The organism is Bradyrhizobium sp. 613_E4_N2_2 (genome assembly GCF_052075995.1).
GTDB classification, from domain to species: Bacteria; Pseudomonadota; Alphaproteobacteria; order Rhizobiales; family Xanthobacteraceae; genus Bradyrhizobium; species Bradyrhizobium barranii.
Genome location: NZ_CP197234.1, coordinates 6966719 through 6985279 on the forward strand (window position 1 = coordinate 6966719; position 18561 = coordinate 6985279).

Sequence of the window (18561 nt, forward strand, 5' to 3'; positions counted from 1 at the left end):
ACGCGCTTTCTTCGCGCGCGCCGGTATCCGCTTCGCTCGAAAACGCTCTACCGCGCCGCGGCGGACCGCCTCACGCGTCGTCGTGCGGCCGACGAGGCGACGCTCCGCGCCAGGACGCCGGCGAGCTCCGCCGATATCAGCGGGTGATGAACGAGCTCGGTGATCCCTGACGTCTCCAGCGACGGCACCGCCAGCTCGCGCGTCGATGGGCTCGCCAGAATCATCGGCAAGGCCGGCGCTGCCGCGTGCAATGCCGCAGCCAGCTCGATCGAGGAGCCTCCGGGCATGTGACACACCAGCGCCGCATCGAAGCGCGTTTGCGCGGTGCGGCAGGCAGTGATCGCCTCCGCCAGCCTGGTGAACCCGACCGGCTCATAACCCAGCGCCGCGAGGATTTCCTCATGGCGCAACAGGCGACGGCGATCGGTGTCGAGCACCAGCACCGTCTCGCCCGCGCCACGGAACGCAAGATCGGGGCTGTGCTGAACCGGCACCGCCTCGTCGGGATCGCCGGATGGCAGCCAGACGTCGAAGCGCGTGCCCGCATCCGGCTCGCTCTGCACGGCGACGGCGCCGCCATATTGCTCCGCGATCTCGCGAACGGTTGCGAGCCCGATGCCGTTGCCGTCCGGACGCGTCGTGAAGAAGGGCTCGAATATCCGTTCCAGCGTCGCCTCGTCCATTCCCGGCCCCGGATCGGTGACCGAAATCACGGTGAAGCGGCCGGGGCCGACCTCACTGCGTCCGATCGACAATGGCTGTTGAAGATCGCGCACCTTGATGCCGAGTTCGATGCAACCCGGCTCCGTCATCGCCTGTGCCGCATTGTTGCAAAGATTCAGGATCACCTGCTGCAACTGGGCGGGCTCGCCCATCACGGTGGCCTCTTCGGCCGACTCATTCACCTCGAACTGGACGTGCGAAGGCAACGAAGCCGCCAGCAGCGATCTGGTTTCGTCGATCAGGGTCCTGACACAGACACGCTCCCGCCTGCCCTCGCCGCGGCGGCCGAAGCCGAGAATCTGTTCGACCAGTTCGCGCGCCCGCTCGCCGGCACGGCGAATCTCCGCAAGGCTGCCGGCCGGCCGGCCTCCCGACCGGATTCGCGCTTCGGCGATCTCGGCATAGCCGAGGATCGCGCCGACGATATTGTTGAAGTTATGGGCGATACCGCTGGCAAAGGTGCCGAGGGTTTCCATGCGGCGTGCCTGTTGCAGGCTCGCCTGCAAGCGCTCCTTCTCGCCTTCGAGCCGGACCCGGCGGATCGCGTTGCCGATGGCGTCGAACGCCATGCGAAACAACGAGACTTCGGACCAGTATGCGAGCGCCCCGGCCGGCACGGTATCGAAGCCGAGGATTTCATCGCGATGTCCCCTGACCGCCGTCACGCACAGCCAGCCGCCGACGCCAGCGTCCTCGAGCAGGTTCATCGTGTCGTCGGGATGGGCGGCCTTGACCTTGGGAATATAAACGATACCGCCTTCGCCACTGTCGAAGCGTGGCGCGAGGCTCAGCGCGCGATCCGGCCAACCCGGCTCGAATGCGATCCCGTCGCGGGACCACCGATAGGTGCTTGTCGTCGTCCCGGTCGCGCCGACGAAATAGGCGCGATCCGCACCGATGCATCCGGCGAGCTGTTGCAGCGCGGTCTCGACGTCAGCGGTGATCCTCTCGCGGCTCGAATCGATGAACCGCATCGAGATGCCGGCCATGACGTGCTCGAACGCCGCTCGGCGGCGCAGCGTGACCGCGCGCCGGTGCAATAGCAATCCGAAATAGACCACGCCGCAGAGCAGCAGCAGCGACGTCATGAACTGCAACAGGCGTACCCGGCGCGCCGACGCCCGCGAGGCGAGCTGACGCCTGGTGATCAATGCCAATACGGCATCCTGCTCGCGGTTGTTCGATTCGGCGACGAGCGTCTTCACGATCGTGTCGATGTCGGGCAGAAGGTCATGCAGCATCTCCCCGTGCATCAGCAACGCGCGGACCGAATCCATGTCCTGCGGCGGCGTTTGCACGAGCGCCAGCTCTTCCAATCGACCCTGGACCTGACGCGCCACGACGTCCGACGTATCGAGCGTCAGGCGCAGCATCGCCGCCGCCAATGCGGAGGCGGCGGTGACCAGCGCCCGCTGATCCGACTCGGCCAACTTGTCGCTGAACAGACCGAAATAGGCAAAGGAGTTCTGGAGCAGCGCGTTGCGGCTCTTGAACCGTTCGACCAGATCCTCCTGCCGGAGGGCGCGTGCCGACAGCACATCGATGGCCCTGGTCTCTTCGGCATTGAGACCCGGCGTTTCGCGCAGCCGCGTCAGGGCGTCGTCATAGGCATCGGTCATCTGCACCAGCTTGTCATAGTTGCGCGACAGGCCGACGCGCGCGGTCAGCACTTCCCTGGTCATCGCGCGTTCGAACCGGGTGAAGTCGCCAAGCGCCTGGAGCTGACGGTCGTAACGCACCGAATTGAAGTTCAGCCCGTTCAACAACAGCCAGGTCAGCAGGGCGAGCACGCAGGTTACGCCGATCACGGCGGGGGCAAATTTCATGGGGAGCCTCCGACAGTCGCGCCGCGATAGGTGCCGGTCAGACTGTTCAGAAAGGCGACGAGCGCCTTGACCTGCTTCTCCGTCAACGTGGCGTTCAATTGGGCAAAGGCCATCTTGCGAACCGCGTCATCGAGCGTCGGCGCGCTGCCGTCATGGAAATACGGCGGCGTGGTCGCGACGTTGCGCAGGCTCGGCACGCGCAGAATTTTCGGCTCGGGCGATGCGAGCGGGTGGAATATGCCGTGGCGCTGGAACAGATTGCCGCCGACATTGACGCCCTGATGGCAGGACGCGCAGCCCAGCGATTTGAACAATTGGTAGCCGCCCAGCTCGTCCTCCGACAGCGCCGCGGCGTCACCCGCCAGCCAGCGATCGAACTTGCCGCCCGGCGTGACCAGCGTGCGCTGGAAGTTCGCGAGCGCGTCGACGACATCGCCGCGCTCCGGGCGGTGGCCGTAAGCCGCGAAGAAGCTCTCGCGCATGTCGGGATCGGCATTGAGCTTCTCTGCGATCTCGACCGAGCTGCTCGCCATGGTGCGCGGGCTTTCCAGCGACGCCCTGGTATCGGCTTCGATGTTGCGTAATTTTCCTTCCCAGCCGAAGCGAAAGCTGAGCGCCGCATTGAAGACGGTGAGCGTGTTGAGCGCGATCGCCGCCCCGTCGGGGCCGACATCGTGCTGCCTCGGGCTCGCGCCGTTCGTCGCGATATCGTGACACGATGCGCAACTGCGTGAATTGTCGTGCGACAGCCTGCGATCGGAGAACAGTCGTTCGCCGAGCTTGACCTTCAGCGGATTGATTGCCGGCGGTGCCGGAATGGGCGTGATGGGCTCATCCTTGCGGACCGACACGAAGGCAGACGGCGACTGCGACGGTGCCGGAGAGACCTTCAGAGAGCACGGCACCAGTGCGCAAATCACGATCGCGCAACGTCGAAGGCCGGCACCTCGTCCGGCCCCGAGAAATCTGGCGAACTGCTGCACGCCCAGCAATGTGGGGGTGAAGCGAGAATTGTCGCGGCTGCTCAAGGAATTTTGATCGAAGCTGGATGATTTCGCGAAGGTGGCCGCCACATGCTCCGGGCGATGGTGTCAGCAATCACGGCAGTACCTCACCACCCGCTCGATGTCCGACCTGCCGGAAATCCCGAGGTCCCGCAAGGTCCGGTCATCGAACTCCATCAACGCAGCGACGGCCTTCCTGATCTCACGTTCCCGACGCCAGTGCGCAGGCAGGTCCATCAGAGTCCCGAGGGTCGCGCCGAGCGACCCCAGCCGATTCCAGCTCCGCTCCAGTCGCGCATCGCGTGGCTCGGCGCGATCGAGCCTGACGATATTCCCATTATTGTCATTCCCATTGTTGTCGGCTCCATCGTTGCCGCGCTTCTCCGCGGGCTCGCGACCCGCCGAGGGCGACCGGCAATCTCTCGTGGCCTCCAGCATCGCCTGAACCGGCGCGGCTGCTGTCGGATGCAAGGCCGCCCCGTAAAGGGCAAAGCCTTCCATCAAGGAGGCGAAGACCGCCCACCAGAATGTGGTGACGGGCTGATCCTGCCCGGCAGGCGGCACGTCCGGTGGCGAAGCGATGTCCGGCGCGCGATGCCTCGCGGCAATCGCACCGAGACGGACCATGCCACGACCGTCAGATCGTGCGACCCAGTTCGCCCTGTCGAGTTCCATGTGACCCGGCAAGGCAACGCGGCTCACACTGTGAGAATACTTCTCCATCGTAAATCTCCCACACGCTGTTGGTGGGAGGCAATCTGACGGCCCGCTGTTACGCCAAGGTCACCGCCATCGGCAAATTGGCTACAATTGCAATCCGCCAATTGCTTCTAGAACGGATCGACCGGCACCGCGAAGACATAGCCGACGCCGCGCTCGGTCTGAATGACGCGCGGCGCGCTCGGATCGGTCTCCAGCTTGCGCCGCAGCCGCAGCACCTGGACGTCGATGCTGCGATCGAAAATATCCTCATGGATGCGGGTCGCCTGCAGCAGATGCTCGCGGGTCAGGGCACGCTGCGGCGCCTCGAGAAAGGCCAGCAGCAGCGCATATTCTCCCTTGCTCAACGGCACCGGCGCTTCGTCGGGATCGGTCAGCTTTCGGCTGCGGCGTTCGAGCTTCCAGCCGCTGAAGCGATAGCCCCCGCGCTCGGGATCGCGGGCGCGCGCGGCCCGTCCCATCTCCTGCCGCCGCAACACCGCGCGGACGCGCGCCAGCAGCTCACGCAACGAGAACGGCTTGATGATGTAGTCGTCGGCGCCAAGCTCGAGCCCGACGATGCGATCGATCTCGTCGGGGCGATGGCCCGTCGTGATGATGACCGGCACGTCGGAATGCGACCGGATTTCCCTCAACAGGTCCAAACCGTCATCCTGACCAAGCCGAAGGTCGAGGATGATCAGGCTCGGCTGGCTGCCATCGAGATAGTGGTTCAATTCCGATCTGTTGGAGGCCGCCCTTGTCGGGATATTGTGCTCCTCGAGATATTTGATCACCATTTGCCTTAACGTCGGATCGTCATCGACGACGACGATGTGGCCAATATCTGCAAGCATTCCATACTCTCAAAATTCGCCGTCCGCCGAGTGAGCTGTACTTAAAAATTGCGAACGTCAACGTCCGGCTGTGGTGAAATGATATTGATGTCGTCCGAATTGGAATCGCTCAAAATAGAACGGGATATCCGCGGTCATCGGCACACACTGAACCTATCTATGATGCCGTGATGACGCCGCAACAGGGTAATTCTGCGGCTAATTCCACCGGATGTCGCATACGTGAATAATTGTGATCCCAACGCTTACTACTTTGGGGCGATAGGAAGCCTGCGGCCTGCGCTGTCGTTCAGCGACTGCGATGTGCTGCGCAGGCTGTTGCCCGGCCCCGCAGGGCGCGGGCGTTTGCGGGCTTCACGGACTCATCAGGAGCCCGGCAGAGCCAACAGGTACTGGTAGATCGCGGCGAGATCGTCGTCATCCATCCGCCCGATCGGCCGCCACGGCATCTGCTCGCCGAGCCGATGCCCGTTCGGATCAACGCCTGTGCGCATGGTGTCGACGAATTGCGCAAGGCTCCAGTTCTTGACGATACCGAGGTCCGGTCCGAGCGGCGGCAATTGTCCCGGCACGCCGCCGCCGAGATCCCTGCCGTGGCATTCGCGGCAATCCTGATAGGACAGCAGGTACTTGCCATAGAGCGCCGTCGGCGCCTTCGGCGGCGCGGTGATCACGCCGGTGAAGACGGGCTTCGCATCCGGCAACAGTCCGGCGCCCAGCATCACGATGCCCAGCAGGCTGAAGCGATCCGGCGGATCCGGGGTCTGCGCACCGCTCGCGGGCAGGCTGCGGATGTAGGCGATCACGGCCTTGGTGTCGTCGTCACTGAGCCGGCCGGCATTGGTGAAGGACATGATCGCCAGCCAGCGCCCCCTCGCGTCGATCCCGTTGCGAATGGCTCGAAAGATCTCGGCATCGGACCAATTCTTCAAGACGCCGGCGGGCGTGAGATTGGCCGGCACGAACGCGCCGATGGGAATCGGGAGATCCTTGGCCACATCGCCGCCGCCGGTCAGCGTCCCGGTCTGCGAGTGACATGCGGCACAAAAGCCGTCGGCCACGGCCATGCCTCGGGCAATCTGGTCCGGTGTCGCCTCGATCTTCACATCCGGGACCGGTGCAGAACGGGCGTGTTGCCGGACGATACCGACCGCGGTCAAAGCGGCGACGCCGAACACTGAGACGGCCAGCACGGCCGTCAGCACCATGCCGCTCCACTTCGCCAGAGCAGATTTCGTCCGGGCGGCGCGAACGCCCAGCCAGGCCAGAAACGCGATGAACGCAACCATCGCAATCAGGGCGACAATATTTTCCATGCCAGTCCTCAATGAATTGGGTGCGACCGATGCCGCGCGACATCCGGATCGTCAAAAATGAATTTCGGCCGACGCCAACGCGCCAATATCTGCGAAGGTGTGCCATGCGGAGGTCTGCCGGATTAACAGCGCGGTGTTTCCGTGCCGTTTCATCGCCCGCCGCTCGCGTTACAATTGTAATCCTGTGCCAGCATTATCGCTGCTGGCAGGATGTCACCGGTTTCGCACCGAACTTTTTTTGCCCGGCCTTGGCAGCGCCACGATGCGTTGCCGCCGTAACCATTTTCGCTGCCGCCGGAAGTCTTGGCGTAACGGCGATCGCTTCAATTGCCTCTTACTCGACCGGACGCTCTGGGGCGACCGTGCATCGATCATCAAGAGGTCAACTCACATGAAGATTCTTATCGCTTCGACACCTGCGACGGGTCATCTCAATCCGATGCTGGCGATCACGCAAATCCTGCGTGGAGATGGTCACGAGATCGCTTTCCTGACGGGCACCGCCTTTCGTGCCCGCGTCGAAGCCAGCGGCGTGAAGTTCTTTCCCCTTCCCGAGGACGCGGACTTCGATCCGAACGACGTCTTCTCGCGATTCCCCGAACTCAAGACCATTCCGCCGGGACTGGAGTGGTTCCGTGTTGCTTGCGAGCGCATCTTCGTCGACGCCATTCCGGCCCAGCACCAGGGGCTGCTGCAAATCCTGCGGCAATTCCCCGCCGACATCATTGTCGCCGACGACATGCTGTTCGGTGTGCTGCCGATGCTGCTCGGACCGCGCTCGCAGCGGCCTCCCATCGCGCTCTGCGGGACCTCGTTTCTGCATTGGGCGCGCGAGGACGGCGGGCCCAATTTCCTCGGTCTGCCGCCGGCAAAGACCGACGAGGAGCGCGATCGCTACGCGGCCATGGCGCGGGAATTTGATGCGGCAGTCGATCAGCCGGTGTCGATGCGCCTGAACCGGGCGTTGAAGTCTCTCGGGGTCGGGCCGATCGCGATGCCGATGTTCCATTCCGTGGTCGCTCTCGGGGATGCCTATCTGCAACTGTCGGTGCCAAGCTTCGAATTTCCTCGCGAGATTCCGCCCTCAGTGCATTTCGTCGGCACCCCGCCGATCATCGCCAACCAGGTTCCGCCGCCGTCCTGGGCCGAAGAGCTCGGCGGATCGCGCAAGATCGTTCTGGTGACGCAGGGAACGGTGGCCAATCACAATTTCAATCTGCTGGTTGCCCCGACGCTGGCGGCCCTCGCGGACGAGGAAGACATCCTGGTGATCGTGACGGCAGGCGGCCGCCCGATTGACGCCATCCCCGGCAAGATCCCGTCGAACGCGCGCATCGCCAGCTATCTGCCGTTCGAATGGCTGCTGCCGAACGTCGACGTGCTCGTCACCAACGGCGGCTATGGCAGCGTCAACCAGGCCATGAGCTTCGGCATCCCGCTGGTCACCGCGGGGCTGACCGAAGACAAGGCCGACGTCAACGCGCGGGTCGCATGGTCCGGGGTCGGCATCAACCTCGCGACCAACGAGCCAACACCGAAGGCATTGCGCGACGCGGTGCGGACGGTGCTCGATCAATCCCGCTTCCAGTCGCGTGCCTCGCAGATCGCCGACGAATTCGCCGGGATCGACACGCGGGCCGAAATCCTCCGGGTCATCGGCGAGCTCGTGGCCGACGAGAGCTCGCACACCGGCGCGATGGCGGCAAGCCGGGGGCGGCGCGCCGAACGGCGCGCGTAATCGCCGAACGCGACGATGGAGGGCGGGCGACCGCACCTCCATCACCTCATGCACATCGAACAAGCCGGAACCGGATAACCGTCCATGCAAATCGACCCCGCATCCTTCGCCTTCACGTTGCTGCTCGGTTTTCTGGCGGCCGTGCCCTATTCCGGCATCGACATCAATCTGCCGGCGCTGGCAGCGACCGGCGCGACGCTCGACGCGAGCGCGTCGGATGTCGGGCTGACCATGAGCGCCTTCATGCTCAGCCTCGCCACCGCGCCGCTGATCTACGGACCAATCTCCGACCGCCTGGGCCGCAAGCCGATTCTGGCATTCGGCCTCGTACTGTTCGTCGCCGCAAGCCTTGCCTGCGCGAAAGCGTCCTCGCTGCCGGTTCTATTGCTGGGCCGCTTCGTCCAGGGCATCGGCGCCGCCGCCACCGCAACGACCTTTGCCATCATTCGCGATCTCTTCGACGGCAACGCCGCGCGAGGCAAGATCGCCAACGTCATGGTCACGGTCAATGTCGCGACCGTGATCGCACCGACGGCCGGAGCCGCCCTGCTGGCGATCGCCGGCTGGCGATCAATCTATGCCGTCCAGGCGGGGATCGGTCTCATGCTGCTGGTCGTGGTGATGTTTCGCTTCGCGGAGACTGCGACGACCGACCGCGCCGGCCGCCTGGGGCTTTCGGCCGTCATCGACAGCTACCGCCAGGTGCTGACGCATCCGGTGTCGTTGCCTTTCATCCTGGTCGGCGCCGCGGGCGGCGCGACCGTGTTTGCCTACGTCACCGGCGCCTCGCTGTTCTTCGTCGGCGCCATCGGACTGCGCCCGGAGCAATATGGCCTGATCTTCAGCGCATGCTCGGGGGCCGTCATGGTCGGCGCCTTTCTCGACGGCCAGCTCGGCCGGCGCGGCGTAGAGTCCGCCCGCATGCTCGCAACCGGGCTGACGCTGTCGGCCGCCGCCAGCACCGCCCTGCTCGCGATGACGTTGGCCGGGTGGATGCCCACGTCACTCGTGGTTGCGCTGCTGATGGCGGTCGCACTCGGCTTCGGGTTCAGCGTGCCGAACGTGATGAGCGCGACGATGCAGCGTCTCCCGGAGATCGCGGGCGCCGTCAGCGCTGCCGCCGGAAGCATTCAGCTGACCGCCGGCGCAATATCGAGCGGATTGGTCGCACTTCGCTTCGACGGGCGGACCGCGTTGTCGATGACGGCGGTGATGGCGGCAACGTCGCTGCTCGCTCTGGTTCTCTATCTGCTGGTCGCGCGCCCCGCCGAACGCCGCCTACCGTCGCAGACGATCGATCCCGGCGTGGCGGTCCGCAGCCCCACGAAGTCCTGAGTTGGCCGAATCCAGCTGGCAGCCCGGCGCATCCGTCGGGTTGCCAGCTGACTAGGCCTGTGAGGGATCGAACCTCCGCATGGCGGAACCAAAACCTGTTTGATTATTCGACGATTTCAATCCGCATTTGGAACAAGCGGCGTGGCGCGCCCCGCCCTTATTCTCGCCGCCATCATCATTCAGGAACGCGCGCAGGGGGCGGGCTCCTCCAGGGGGCAGTTCCCAAAGGTTCTGCGTGATCATCCGACGTCTAGTGCAACACGAAGTGACTGCGTCCCGCCGTGCGCTCCTTGGCGGGCTTGCGTCCTCAGCCTGCGTCGTCGCGTTGGGCGGATGCGCCAGCCTGGGTGCTACCGGCGCACGGTACGACGCTTCGTCGCTCTCGGTCGACCCTACGTTGCTCGTCGTAACCACGCGCAAGCCAGTGAACGGCGGCCGGTCGAAGCCGTGGTTTGGGCCGGAGCGGGCTTCTACGATGACCGTCGCACGAGCGAAGCTTGTGGCGCCTGGTGACAGCCGTTTTTCTCTGGCTGCAGCCGGACTTGACGATTGGCGTCTTGATGGGATCGAGCCGGTATCGGGCGATGTCGGCAGTCTTGTCGCGCAGGCCGGCGGCGGACCAGACGTCCTGATCTACGTGCACGGCTTCAAGCAGACGTTCGAGACAGCGGCGCTCGATGCCGCGCATCTCTCCGATGGCATCAGGTTCCGCGGCCAGACGATGGTATTCTCCTGGCCCTCGAAGGCTGGACTGTTCGACTACGCCTATGACCGCGACAGCGCAATGTGGTCCCGCGATGGCTTCGAACGCGTGCTGCAATCCGTCGTGACGAGTTCAAGCGCCGGCCGCGTCCACATCGTCGCGCACAGCATGGGAACCATGCTGACGCTCGAAAGCCTGCGCCAGCTCTATGCGCGATCCGGTGACGCCGTTGCGGGCAGGATCGGGGCCGTGGTGTTCGCCGCGCCGGACATCGACATGGACGTGTTCTCGTCGTCGATCAACCGCATCGGTCCGCTTTCGCGCAAGATCACCGTCATCGCCGCAACGAACGACCGCGCGCTGGCGTTGTCGGGGCAACTCGCTGGTGGGATGACACGGGTCGGCGCTGCCGAGAAGACCGCCATCGAAGGGCTCGGGGTGCGCGTGGTCGATGCGTCCGAGGCAGGCTGGGGCGTTATCAACCACGACCTGTTCCTGTCGAATGCAGAGGTGCGCCAGGTGATACGCCGCTCGATTGATACCGTGGCCGCGTGAACCCGGCGTGGCGGAAACGATATCGCTGATAGAGAGGTATCTTAGGGCTAGCTCTGACATCCCGTTGACAGGTTCAATGCCTTGAACAGGCCATCGAAGACACCTGACCGGCAGGGCTTGACCTCCGCGACTGGCTTGGCGCGCTTGGCATTCGCAAATGCCTTGGACGTTTCCTGCACGGGCCGAGGTCTGGGCAGCATGACCGCGAATTTTCTCCCGCTTGCGGTGCGCTGGTGTGGCGCGATGATCTTCAAAGGCTCTGGCGCAACATTCGCCGTTTGATCCGGCGGAGGCATCGGTTCGCTCAAGGAGACCAGCTGCGGAGGCGCTTCAAATTGCATGTGCATGTGCGGGGTCCCGAGCCGGTCTGCCGTCGTCAGCGTATCGGCTGAGACGCGTAACCCGACGGTCGCCTGAACAGGCGGCGCGTTCACGGGCTTGGTCATGCGGGGCGCCGTCTCAAGCTCCATCACCGCGAGTGTACTGAAGCCAACGAGGATGAGAGCCGCCTTCATCTGATTTCACGCTTCCCGAACGAGACGCCTCGTTCAAAGCCGGAGACCAATTGCAGACATCCAATAAGGCGGCTTGGCGGCAGAACTAAACCAGCCGGCGCGGCGACCGGACAAGATCAGAGACAGGGTTAACGCGGGTCATGCGAACTGGTCCCTTATGCGGAGTGCTCGGTGTCGCCTAACGACCGGCACCTGAGGCCCCCCTCGAGCGCGCAATGTGCTAGTCTGAGCCGGCACTCAGCCCGGACGGTGCACCGTGACCGATGGTCGTCACCCGGCATGGACCGAGGAAAGCCGCTTTCGCGGTGCGCTCGACGATGTGATTATCATCCCACTTGTTGTTGTCGCGCTCGTCACGAACAAGATCCTGCGTTTCGTTCTTTCGATCTTGATGCGGATGCTCGACTACGCCTTCCCCTTTGCGATGCAGATTGTCTGGCTGCCGCTCTTCGCGGCCAGACTTGTCGGCGATGTCATCTTGACCGTCATCGATGGCGCGGTGCGCTTCCTTCCCCTGTCCGCCGCGAAGCGTCGACAGTGGGGTAGATCGATTCGGCGCAACTGGTTGTGGTTCCGGCGGAAGATCAGCTATCGGGCGTTCGAACACGCTGTGCATGATGCCTTTGAAGGCGGCATGGCATGGGTGTTCAGAACATGCCGGCATCTCACGCCGAACGCCGCATTGCTCGTGATCCTGTGCGCGGTCCTTTGGCTGCCGATCTCTTTCGGTGCGGCAACGGCGATGCACGCGGTATTGTTTGCCAAGGTCACATCCTGGCCAGCCTGGATGCAACTCCTGCATCCGCTCGCAACGGTCATCGCGAAGAGCAAGCTTCTGGTGCTACCGGTCTATCCGGCAGCCTGGCCGCAGGCCAGAAAGCATCCACTCGTTCAGCTCGTCTTCAAGGGCTACGACATCATCAAGCGCGTGCATGTGATCAGAAAATTCGGCCTTCGCTATCGGCAGGCAGAGATCGCCGGGACCGCGGCGGTTGAGAGGCTCGAGCGCATCGCCGGTCTCACATCGGCGGTGCGATGGTTGCGCGAGGCGCATGTCGCAGAGCATTTGGGCGTCGAGAAGCCCACTCAGGAATTGCGTTCGTTCTTCGCGCGATGGTCCATCAAGTTCTCGGCCGAATATTACGAAGCGAAGGAACGGCAAGCATCAGGCGGCCCATCATCAAACAGCAGCAAGCCGCGAACGCCGAGTTGATCATCAATCGCCAACGGCCCCACCGTGCCGCCGTCGCTGCCCGATCTCTCTTCAACGGGCAGCGGACTGCGCCATTTCCAAATGAAGCAAGGACAGCTTGTCTTACCATCCGGCAGCGAATCCCACTGGTCGATAGATCAGAAGCTTGGGTGCGAACCAGCGCCGGGACGCGATTACGGTGTTTCTGTCTGTCAGCATCATTGCCGCGCCTGAGGGATTGGTCGGACGCTGCCGGGCGCGTGCTCCTCGCCGCCAATTGCTGCCGACTCCATCGCTCGCAACTACGATGTCGTCGAAGATGGCAGTGAATTGTTTCTGACTACAATCCGCTACAGCGGCTCTTTTGCCGCGCGGCACGATTGGACGCACGGCAAAGCGATCCGTGCGCTCCTTTGGCAATCTTATTTATGCCGAGGGCTCGCTATTCATCGCTTCGATCCCCACATTCAAGTCCACCTTGGTCAACCGTCGAGATTGGCCGGAGTGCGCGGAGACTTCCAACGAAAGGGCTCTGCATATGTCCAAATCTCAGCAGCATCGCGCAAGAGCGACCGCGTCCGGCGAGCTCGTTAAGGATTCGGCCAGCGCTGAGGGAAGCTGTAAATTCAACACCTGGCGGGCCGGCTTCGTCTTTTTGACGGATCACAGGCGCAACAATGAAATCGGTCGCAACAAGCTGCCTTTGAAAAAGGACACGCCTGGCGATGCGAGATCGAGCGCAACCGCTCTGTCACGATGGGAGAACGAGGGAGGCTCGGTCCGCGACGAACTGCCGCCCTGATCCGCTATTCGAGTGGGCTAATGTCCCGCGTTTGGCCCGGCGCTCGGTTTGGCCGCGCGGCGGTCAGTTCTTCCGGTCTATCTCGGGTTTGTCGCGCAGAACCGCGTTCAGAAGCGAGCTATGGACCTCGATCTTTCCATTGTAGCTGATGAAGCCAAGCTTCCGGAACTTGTTCATGAAGAAGCTGACCCGTGACCGGGTCGTACCGATCATTTCGGCCAGCGTTTCCTGGCTGATATTGACGCCAATGGGCTGCGAGCTGGCTTCCTTGCCGAAGTTCGCCAGCAGAAGCAGCAGGCGCGCCAAGCGTTTCTCGCTCGAATTGAAGAGTTGGTCGATCAGGTCTTCTTCAATCCGGCTATTGCGCGCGAGCAAATACGCCATGAACAATTGAGAGAACTTCGGCTTGCCTTCGAGCGCCGTAGTCATCGCCGTCTTCGATATTCTCGTGATGACACAGGACTCCATTGCCGTAGTCGTGGCAAGACGCAATGGATGACCATTGAGGCAGCCCTCGCCAAAGAATTGTCCGGGCTCCAAAATCCCAACGACGGCTTCCTTGCCTTGGTCCGAAACGACCGTGAGCTTGATCTTTCCCTCTTGAATGTAGAATACCGCGTCCGCGGCATCTCCCTGCACGAACACGCTCCGACCTTTGCCAACTTTCGAGATCGATTTCCCGGCCCCGACCTTGGCAAGGAATGCTCTGGGATCAAAGTCCTTCGCCGCTTTCACCAAGGCAGGACTCTCGTTCGCTGGACCATTAACACGCAATCATACTACCACAATTGAAAGGATGTTCACCCGTTGGAAGGCCGCGTGGCGTGCGGCAAATCGGGAACTGAAATGACGAGGGGAAGCGCTCGGCTCGACCTGGGCTTCAGGGATTTCGTCCCATCGAGTTCTCCGTTCAAAGTAGATACGACGAATTTGATGCTTGACCATCTGGCGACGACTGCCTGGTCTGCTTTGCAGGAGCCCCCTTCCACTGCGCAAGATGCAGACGTGTCGAGGGGCCGGCGCGTCTATGCGCAGATTTCCGCCGCGCGACTTGCCTGACTATCCGCGCAGCTCCACAGCTTTCTTGCTACCAAGCGATTCGGCGCAAGCTTTCGCAACGGCTGAATTTGGCTCAGTGCTTCCCGGCATCGTGGCCCAACCGCCTTTTTCGACGAACTTGCTCTGATCCCACGCATAGGTCGTCTTCTTCATTGCGACCAGGTTTTCCGAGGCATCAGCGGCTTGTTGAAACTTCTCAACGCAGATGAGTGTGAGAGCTGCGACGACAGCCGTCGCAGCACTATTCCTCGCGAGCGTCTCGGCGGCCCCACCCGTCACCCAGCCGCCCCAGCTGAAACCCACGATTGCCAGAGCAATTGCTCCGGCCGCGGCTCCCCACAGTGCCGGCCGCACGGCAGCTTTCGTCTCGCTGGAGATTTCCATGATTTTCGCCTTGATTTGGAGGTATGTTGAGCTTCACCGGTTAAGGAGGCTAGACACGTCGAGGGATCGGCGTCTGTACCAAATTGCTCACTACACTCGCGTAGGGATACCTTCGGGATGGCTTGATGCGCCGGCTCGCTGCAGTCTGATGCCAGCGCGCCACGGCGAGTATCTGCACCCTTGATGCTCCTGGAAATGCAGGGCCTTTGTGAGATTCTCCGCCTTTCGCAGTTGAGCGCGGGCGGTACCAATAATCGGTTCAGGTGTTCCTTTTCGAACAGACGGCGACGCCTCTCCCCGCTTTATTCCTGCATTGCCTGACTTGAATATATTACCGATCAGCCCGGCCCTCGCGGCCGGGCTTTTCGCTTGGGAAGGCCGTTCGCAGTCGAGGGCGATAGAACAGCAGTCTCACCTCGGCGTCTCGGCAAACGAGGAGAAGCTTCCCTGGAAGGGTTTGCCGGACTGCGGAGTGCGCATGCGGTTCTCAACTGACCCTTTCCTGTGAGCAGATCGTCGCTTCTGCCTCCTGGAAATCGGCCATCCCTTCCCTTGTCTGCCGTTCGGCCATGAGCGGTTTGACCTAGAAATCCATACCGCCCATGCCTCCCATGCCGCCGCCACCCGCAGGCGCGCCGCCGCCGGCGTTCCTCTTCGGCACCTCGGCCACCATGGCTTCGGTGGTGATCAGGAGAGCCGCAACCGAGGCCGCGTTCTGGATCGCCACGCGAACCACCTTGGTCGGGTCGATGATGCCCTTGGCGACCAAGTTGCCATACTCACCGGTCTGCGAGTCGAAGCCGTAGGCGTACTGTTCCTTTTCCAGGATCTTGCCGACGATCACCGAGCCGTCTTCACCGGCGTTGATCGCGATCTGGCGAGCCGGCGCGGACAGCGCCTTGCGCACGATCTCGACGCCGGTCTTCTGGTCGTCGTTCTTGGTGCGCAGCCCCTTGAGATGCTCGGAGGCACGGAGCAGGGCGACGCCGCCGCCCGGGACGATGCCTTCCTCGACCGCCGCGCGGGTCGCATGCATCGCGTCATCAACGCGATCCTTGCGCTCCTTCACCTCGACCTCGGTCGCGCCGCCGACGCGGATCACCGCGACGCCGCCTGCGAGCTTGGCGAGACGCTCCTGGAGTTTCTCACGGTCGTAGTCCGAGGTGGTCTCCTCGATCTGCGCCTTGATCTGGGCCACGCGCGCCTCGATGTCGGCCTTCTTGCCGGCGCCGTTGACGATCGTGGTGTTCTCCTTGTCGATCATCACCTTCTTGGCGCGACCGAGCATGTTGAGCGTGACGTTCTCGAGCTTGATGCCGAGATCTTCCGAGATCGCCTGGCCGCCGGCCAGGATCGCGATGTCCTGCAGCATGGCCTTGCGGCGATCGCCGAAGCCCGGAGCCTTGACGGCCGCGACCTTCAGGCCGCCGCGCAGACGGTTGACGACCAGGGTCGCAAGCGCCTCGCCTTCCACGTCTTCGGCGATGATAACGAGCGGCTTGCCGCTCTGCACGACTGCTTCCAGGAGCGGCAGCAGTTCGTTCAGGCTGGAGAGCTTTTTCTCGTAGATCAGGATATAGGCGTCGTCCATTTCAACGCGCATCTTGTCGGCGTTGGTGACGAAGTAGGGCGAGATGTAGCCGCGGTCGAACTGCATGCCTTCGACGACTTCGAGCTCGGTCTCGAGCGATTTGGCTTCTTCAACCGTAATGACGCCCTCGTTGCCGACCTTCTTCATGGCGTCGGAGAGGAACTTGCCAATCTCCGCATCGCCGTTGGCCGAGATGGTGCCGACCTGGGCGATCTCCTCGTTCGAGGTGACCTTCTTGGAGTTCTTGACGAGGTCGGCGACGACGGCGTCCACTGCCAAGTCGATGCCGCGCTTGAGGTCCATCGGGTTCATGCCGGCGGCAACCGCCTTGGCGCCTTCCTTCACGATCGCAGCCGCGAGCACGGTGGCGGTGGTGGTGCCATCGCCGGCCGCGTCAGCTGACTTGGAGGCGACTTCGCGCACCATCTGTGCGCCCATGTTCTCGAACTTCTCTTCGAGCTCGATCTCCTTGGCGACGGTGACGCCATCCTTGGTGATGCGGGGAGCGCCGAACGACTTGTCGAGCACGACGTTGCGGCCCTTCGGACCGAGCGTGACCTTCACCGCGTTATTGAGAATTTCGACGCCGCGCAACATGCGGTCGCGGGCATCGACGCCGAATTTGACTTCTTTGGCTGACATGGCGATCTCCGTTTTCAACTGGTCAGATCCCAAAGGCCGCGCAACTGGCGAGCTCTTGAGGGATGAGATTTGAATTGCGGGCCTCATCCTTCGAGAACCCGGCTACGCCGAATCCTCAGGGTAAGGAAAACCGGCTGGCGCTTACGCGGCCTTCTTCTTGGCGGCCGGCAGATCAGTGAGGACGCCCATGATGTCGCTTTCCTTCACGATCAGCAGGTCGACGCCGTCGATCTTGACTTCAGTGCCGGACCACTTGCCGAACAGCACGCGGTCGCCGACCTTCAGGTCGATCGGGATCAGCTTGCCGGCTTCGTCGCGGCCACCGGGGCCGACGGCGATGACTTCGCCCTGGGAGGGCTTCTCCTTGGCGGTGTCCGGAATGATGATGCCACCGGCTGTCTTGTCGTCGGCCTCTATGCGCTTGACCACGACGCGGTCATGGAGCGGACGGAATTTCATGCGATCCTCCCTGGCTTTTGTGATTATTCTGGATTGGCAGTCGTAATGAAGCACGTGCCGTAAACGAAGTCTTCCGCGTCCATCAAGACGTGAGGCTTCGTCTCAAAAATTGGCGGCGACCAGATCGTAAGAGCCCCTGCTGCCGCGGACGTACACCCTGGCAGCGGCGGCACATATCACATCACGATTGGAATCGAATGCGCTCAGGAAATCCGATTCATTGTTGGAGTGAGCGCCCGGTTCAAGTCGCCTCAGCGCGTCTTCCTCTATGAAGAACGATGCCTCTAACGCGCTATCGTATCCCCAAAAACGCACGGCGTGCCGCGTTCGGTCATATGAACGACTGAAATTCGGAAACTCGATCATGGTTGGGTCCGATCAAGTTTGCGCAACGGGAATAGGTTCTGAGAGCGATCCGGCTGCGCTAAACCATAAATGGCTACTCTGGAATCGGATTACAACTGCCCACGAAAATTAAGTGCGACCAGCCTCGTGATCTTCTTCGGGCTGTTGATCGTCGCTGCAATAAATTTTCAGTGGTAGTCCTCTCGGCTCACCCGCGCTATCGGCTCAAGCCAACAGCTAGTTGGCTCCGCTGAAATGACTCACGAGCTCAGCCCGGCGGCAGTTGATACGATCCTTTCACAAGGTACGACCGTCACTCGTACTGCGCTCAGTCCTACAGGTGGTCAGCTTATCTTCAGCGACCCGCGCGATCGTTGTGCGGAATTCGCGAACACCGTCCGGGTAACTGATCTCGAGTTTCTGGAAGATGTTCTGAGTGAATGGTGGCGAACAAAAACAGCAACGTCTCCAGCGGACAGCGCCATCCGCTCTCCAAATGGGGCAACGATGACGTCGATTTGGTAAGCAATATCAATTGGCTGGGGCGGGAGGGATCGAACCTCCGAATGGCGGAATCAAAATCCGCTGCCTTACCGCTTGGCTACGCCCCAACAGGCGACCAGGGAATGGGCGGAAGAACCGGCTACCGCAGATTCCCGCTGGTCGCAGCCGGTCTATAGGGAGCGGCGCGGCATTTCAACCGCCTGGAAGGGCAAAATACCTGAGGTCCAGGACCGGGGCCGGCGCTGGCCGTGCCACCCTTTATTATTAGCCCGGCGGCGGCGCCGTTCCGGGCCGGCGCAGTCCCGGCGTTCG

General features: G+C 62.6%; 16 protein-coding genes and 1 tRNA gene. 5 read left to right on the forward strand and 12 right to left on the reverse strand.

Features of this window, described 5'->3' with window-relative positions; all coding sequences use genetic code 11:
- Nucleotides 1-47: 47 nt before the first annotated feature.
- The 5 genes from AB7290_RS32950 to AB7290_RS32970 all read right to left on the reverse strand — a co-directional run bounded on the left by AB7290_RS32950 (nt 48) and on the right by AB7290_RS32970 (nt 6425).
- Nucleotides 48-2549, reverse strand: coding sequence for a two-component system VirA-like sensor kinase (locus tag AB7290_RS32950; RefSeq protein ID WP_085404533.1), 2502 nt, complete (start codon nt 2547-2549; stop codon nt 48-50).
- Entirely contained in the window at nt 2546-3454 is a 909-nt protein-coding gene (locus AB7290_RS32955) for a cytochrome-c peroxidase (protein ID WP_234678505.1), read from the reverse strand. The genes AB7290_RS32950 and AB7290_RS32955 overlap by 4 nt, the downstream gene beginning before the upstream one ends.
- A 186-nt stretch (nt 3455-3640) precedes the next feature.
- Complete coding sequence (locus AB7290_RS32960; protein ID WP_085404534.1) at nt 3641-4276, reverse strand: DUF1127 domain-containing protein; 636 nt, start codon at nt 4274-4276, stop codon at nt 3641-3643.
- A 107-nt stretch (nt 4277-4383) separates the two neighbouring features.
- Entirely contained in the window at nt 4384-5109 is a 726-nt protein-coding gene (locus AB7290_RS32965; protein ID WP_085404535.1) for a response regulator, read from the reverse strand.
- A 365-nt stretch (nt 5110-5474) separates the two neighbouring features.
- A complete protein-coding gene (locus AB7290_RS32970; protein ID WP_085404536.1) occupies nt 5475-6425 on the reverse strand; it encodes a c-type cytochrome in 951 nt (316 codons plus the stop codon).
- A 391-nt stretch (nt 6426-6816) separates the two neighbouring features.
- On the opposite strand from AB7290_RS32970, the gene AB7290_RS32975 reads away from it, so the two are divergent.
- The 3 genes from AB7290_RS32975 to AB7290_RS32985 all read left to right on the forward strand — a co-directional run bounded on the left by AB7290_RS32975 (nt 6817) and on the right by AB7290_RS32985 (nt 10756).
- Entirely contained in the window at nt 6817-8163 is a 1347-nt protein-coding gene (locus AB7290_RS32975) for a glycosyltransferase (protein WP_085404537.1), read from the forward strand.
- Between the two features lie 84 nt (nt 8164-8247).
- The gene (locus tag AB7290_RS32980; protein WP_085404538.1) at nt 8248-9498 is read left to right on the forward strand and encodes a multidrug effflux MFS transporter; all 1251 of its coding nucleotides are present in this window, start codon (nt 8248-8250) and stop codon (nt 9496-9498) included.
- 235 nt (nt 9499-9733) lie between these two features.
- The gene (locus AB7290_RS32985) at nt 9734-10756 is read left to right on the forward strand and encodes an alpha/beta hydrolase (RefSeq protein WP_085404539.1); all 1023 of its coding nucleotides are present in this window, start codon (nt 9734-9736) and stop codon (nt 10754-10756) included.
- Nucleotides 10757-10803: 47 nt separating this feature from the next.
- Here AB7290_RS32985 and AB7290_RS32990 read toward each other — a convergent pair whose 3' ends face one another.
- Complete coding sequence (locus AB7290_RS32990; RefSeq protein ID WP_085404540.1) at nt 10804-11271, reverse strand: hypothetical protein; 468 nt, start codon at nt 11269-11271, stop codon at nt 10804-10806.
- Nucleotides 11272-11527: 256 nt separating this feature from the next.
- Between AB7290_RS32990 and AB7290_RS32995 the strand changes: the two genes are divergently transcribed.
- Both AB7290_RS32995 and AB7290_RS33000 read left to right on the forward strand, forming a co-directional pair.
- On the forward strand, nt 11528-12484 hold the full coding sequence (locus tag AB7290_RS32995) for a hypothetical protein (protein ID WP_085404541.1): 957 nt from the start codon (nt 11528-11530) through the stop codon (nt 12482-12484).
- Nucleotides 12485-12866: 382 nt separating this feature from the next.
- On the forward strand, nt 12867-13265 hold the full coding sequence (locus tag AB7290_RS33000) for a hypothetical protein (RefSeq protein ID WP_144030843.1): 399 nt from the start codon (nt 12867-12869) through the stop codon (nt 13263-13265).
- A 63-nt stretch (nt 13266-13328) separates the two neighbouring features.
- On the opposite strand, the gene AB7290_RS33005 is transcribed toward AB7290_RS33000, so the two are convergent.
- The 6 genes from AB7290_RS33005 to AB7290_RS33030 form a co-directional block, all read right to left on the reverse strand.
- Nucleotides 13329-14003 (reverse strand): Crp/Fnr family transcriptional regulator, encoded by a 675-nt coding sequence (locus tag AB7290_RS33005; RefSeq protein ID WP_063984903.1) that lies wholly within the window; start codon nt 14001-14003, stop codon nt 13329-13331.
- Nucleotides 14004-14324: 321 nt separating this feature from the next.
- On the reverse strand, nt 14325-14708 hold the full coding sequence (locus tag AB7290_RS33010) for a hypothetical protein (protein ID WP_085404543.1): 384 nt from the start codon (nt 14706-14708) through the stop codon (nt 14325-14327).
- A gap of 583 nt (nt 14709-15291) precedes the next feature.
- Nucleotides 15292-16941, reverse strand: a complete 1650-nt coding sequence (gene groL, locus AB7290_RS33015) for a chaperonin GroEL (RefSeq protein WP_071917644.1) — start codon at nt 16939-16941, stop codon at nt 15292-15294.
- A gap of 141 nt (nt 16942-17082) precedes the next feature.
- On the reverse strand, nt 17083-17400 hold the full coding sequence (locus AB7290_RS33020) for a co-chaperone GroES (protein WP_063984905.1): 318 nt from the start codon (nt 17398-17400) through the stop codon (nt 17083-17085).
- A gap of 102 nt (nt 17401-17502) precedes the next feature.
- Complete coding sequence (locus AB7290_RS33025; protein ID WP_063984906.1) at nt 17503-17766, reverse strand: DUF1488 domain-containing protein; 264 nt, start codon at nt 17764-17766, stop codon at nt 17503-17505.
- 515 nt (nt 17767-18281) lie between these two features.
- Nucleotides 18282-18356: transfer RNA gene (locus tag AB7290_RS33030), tRNA-Gln, on the reverse strand.
- Nucleotides 18357-18561 lie beyond the last annotated feature (205 nt).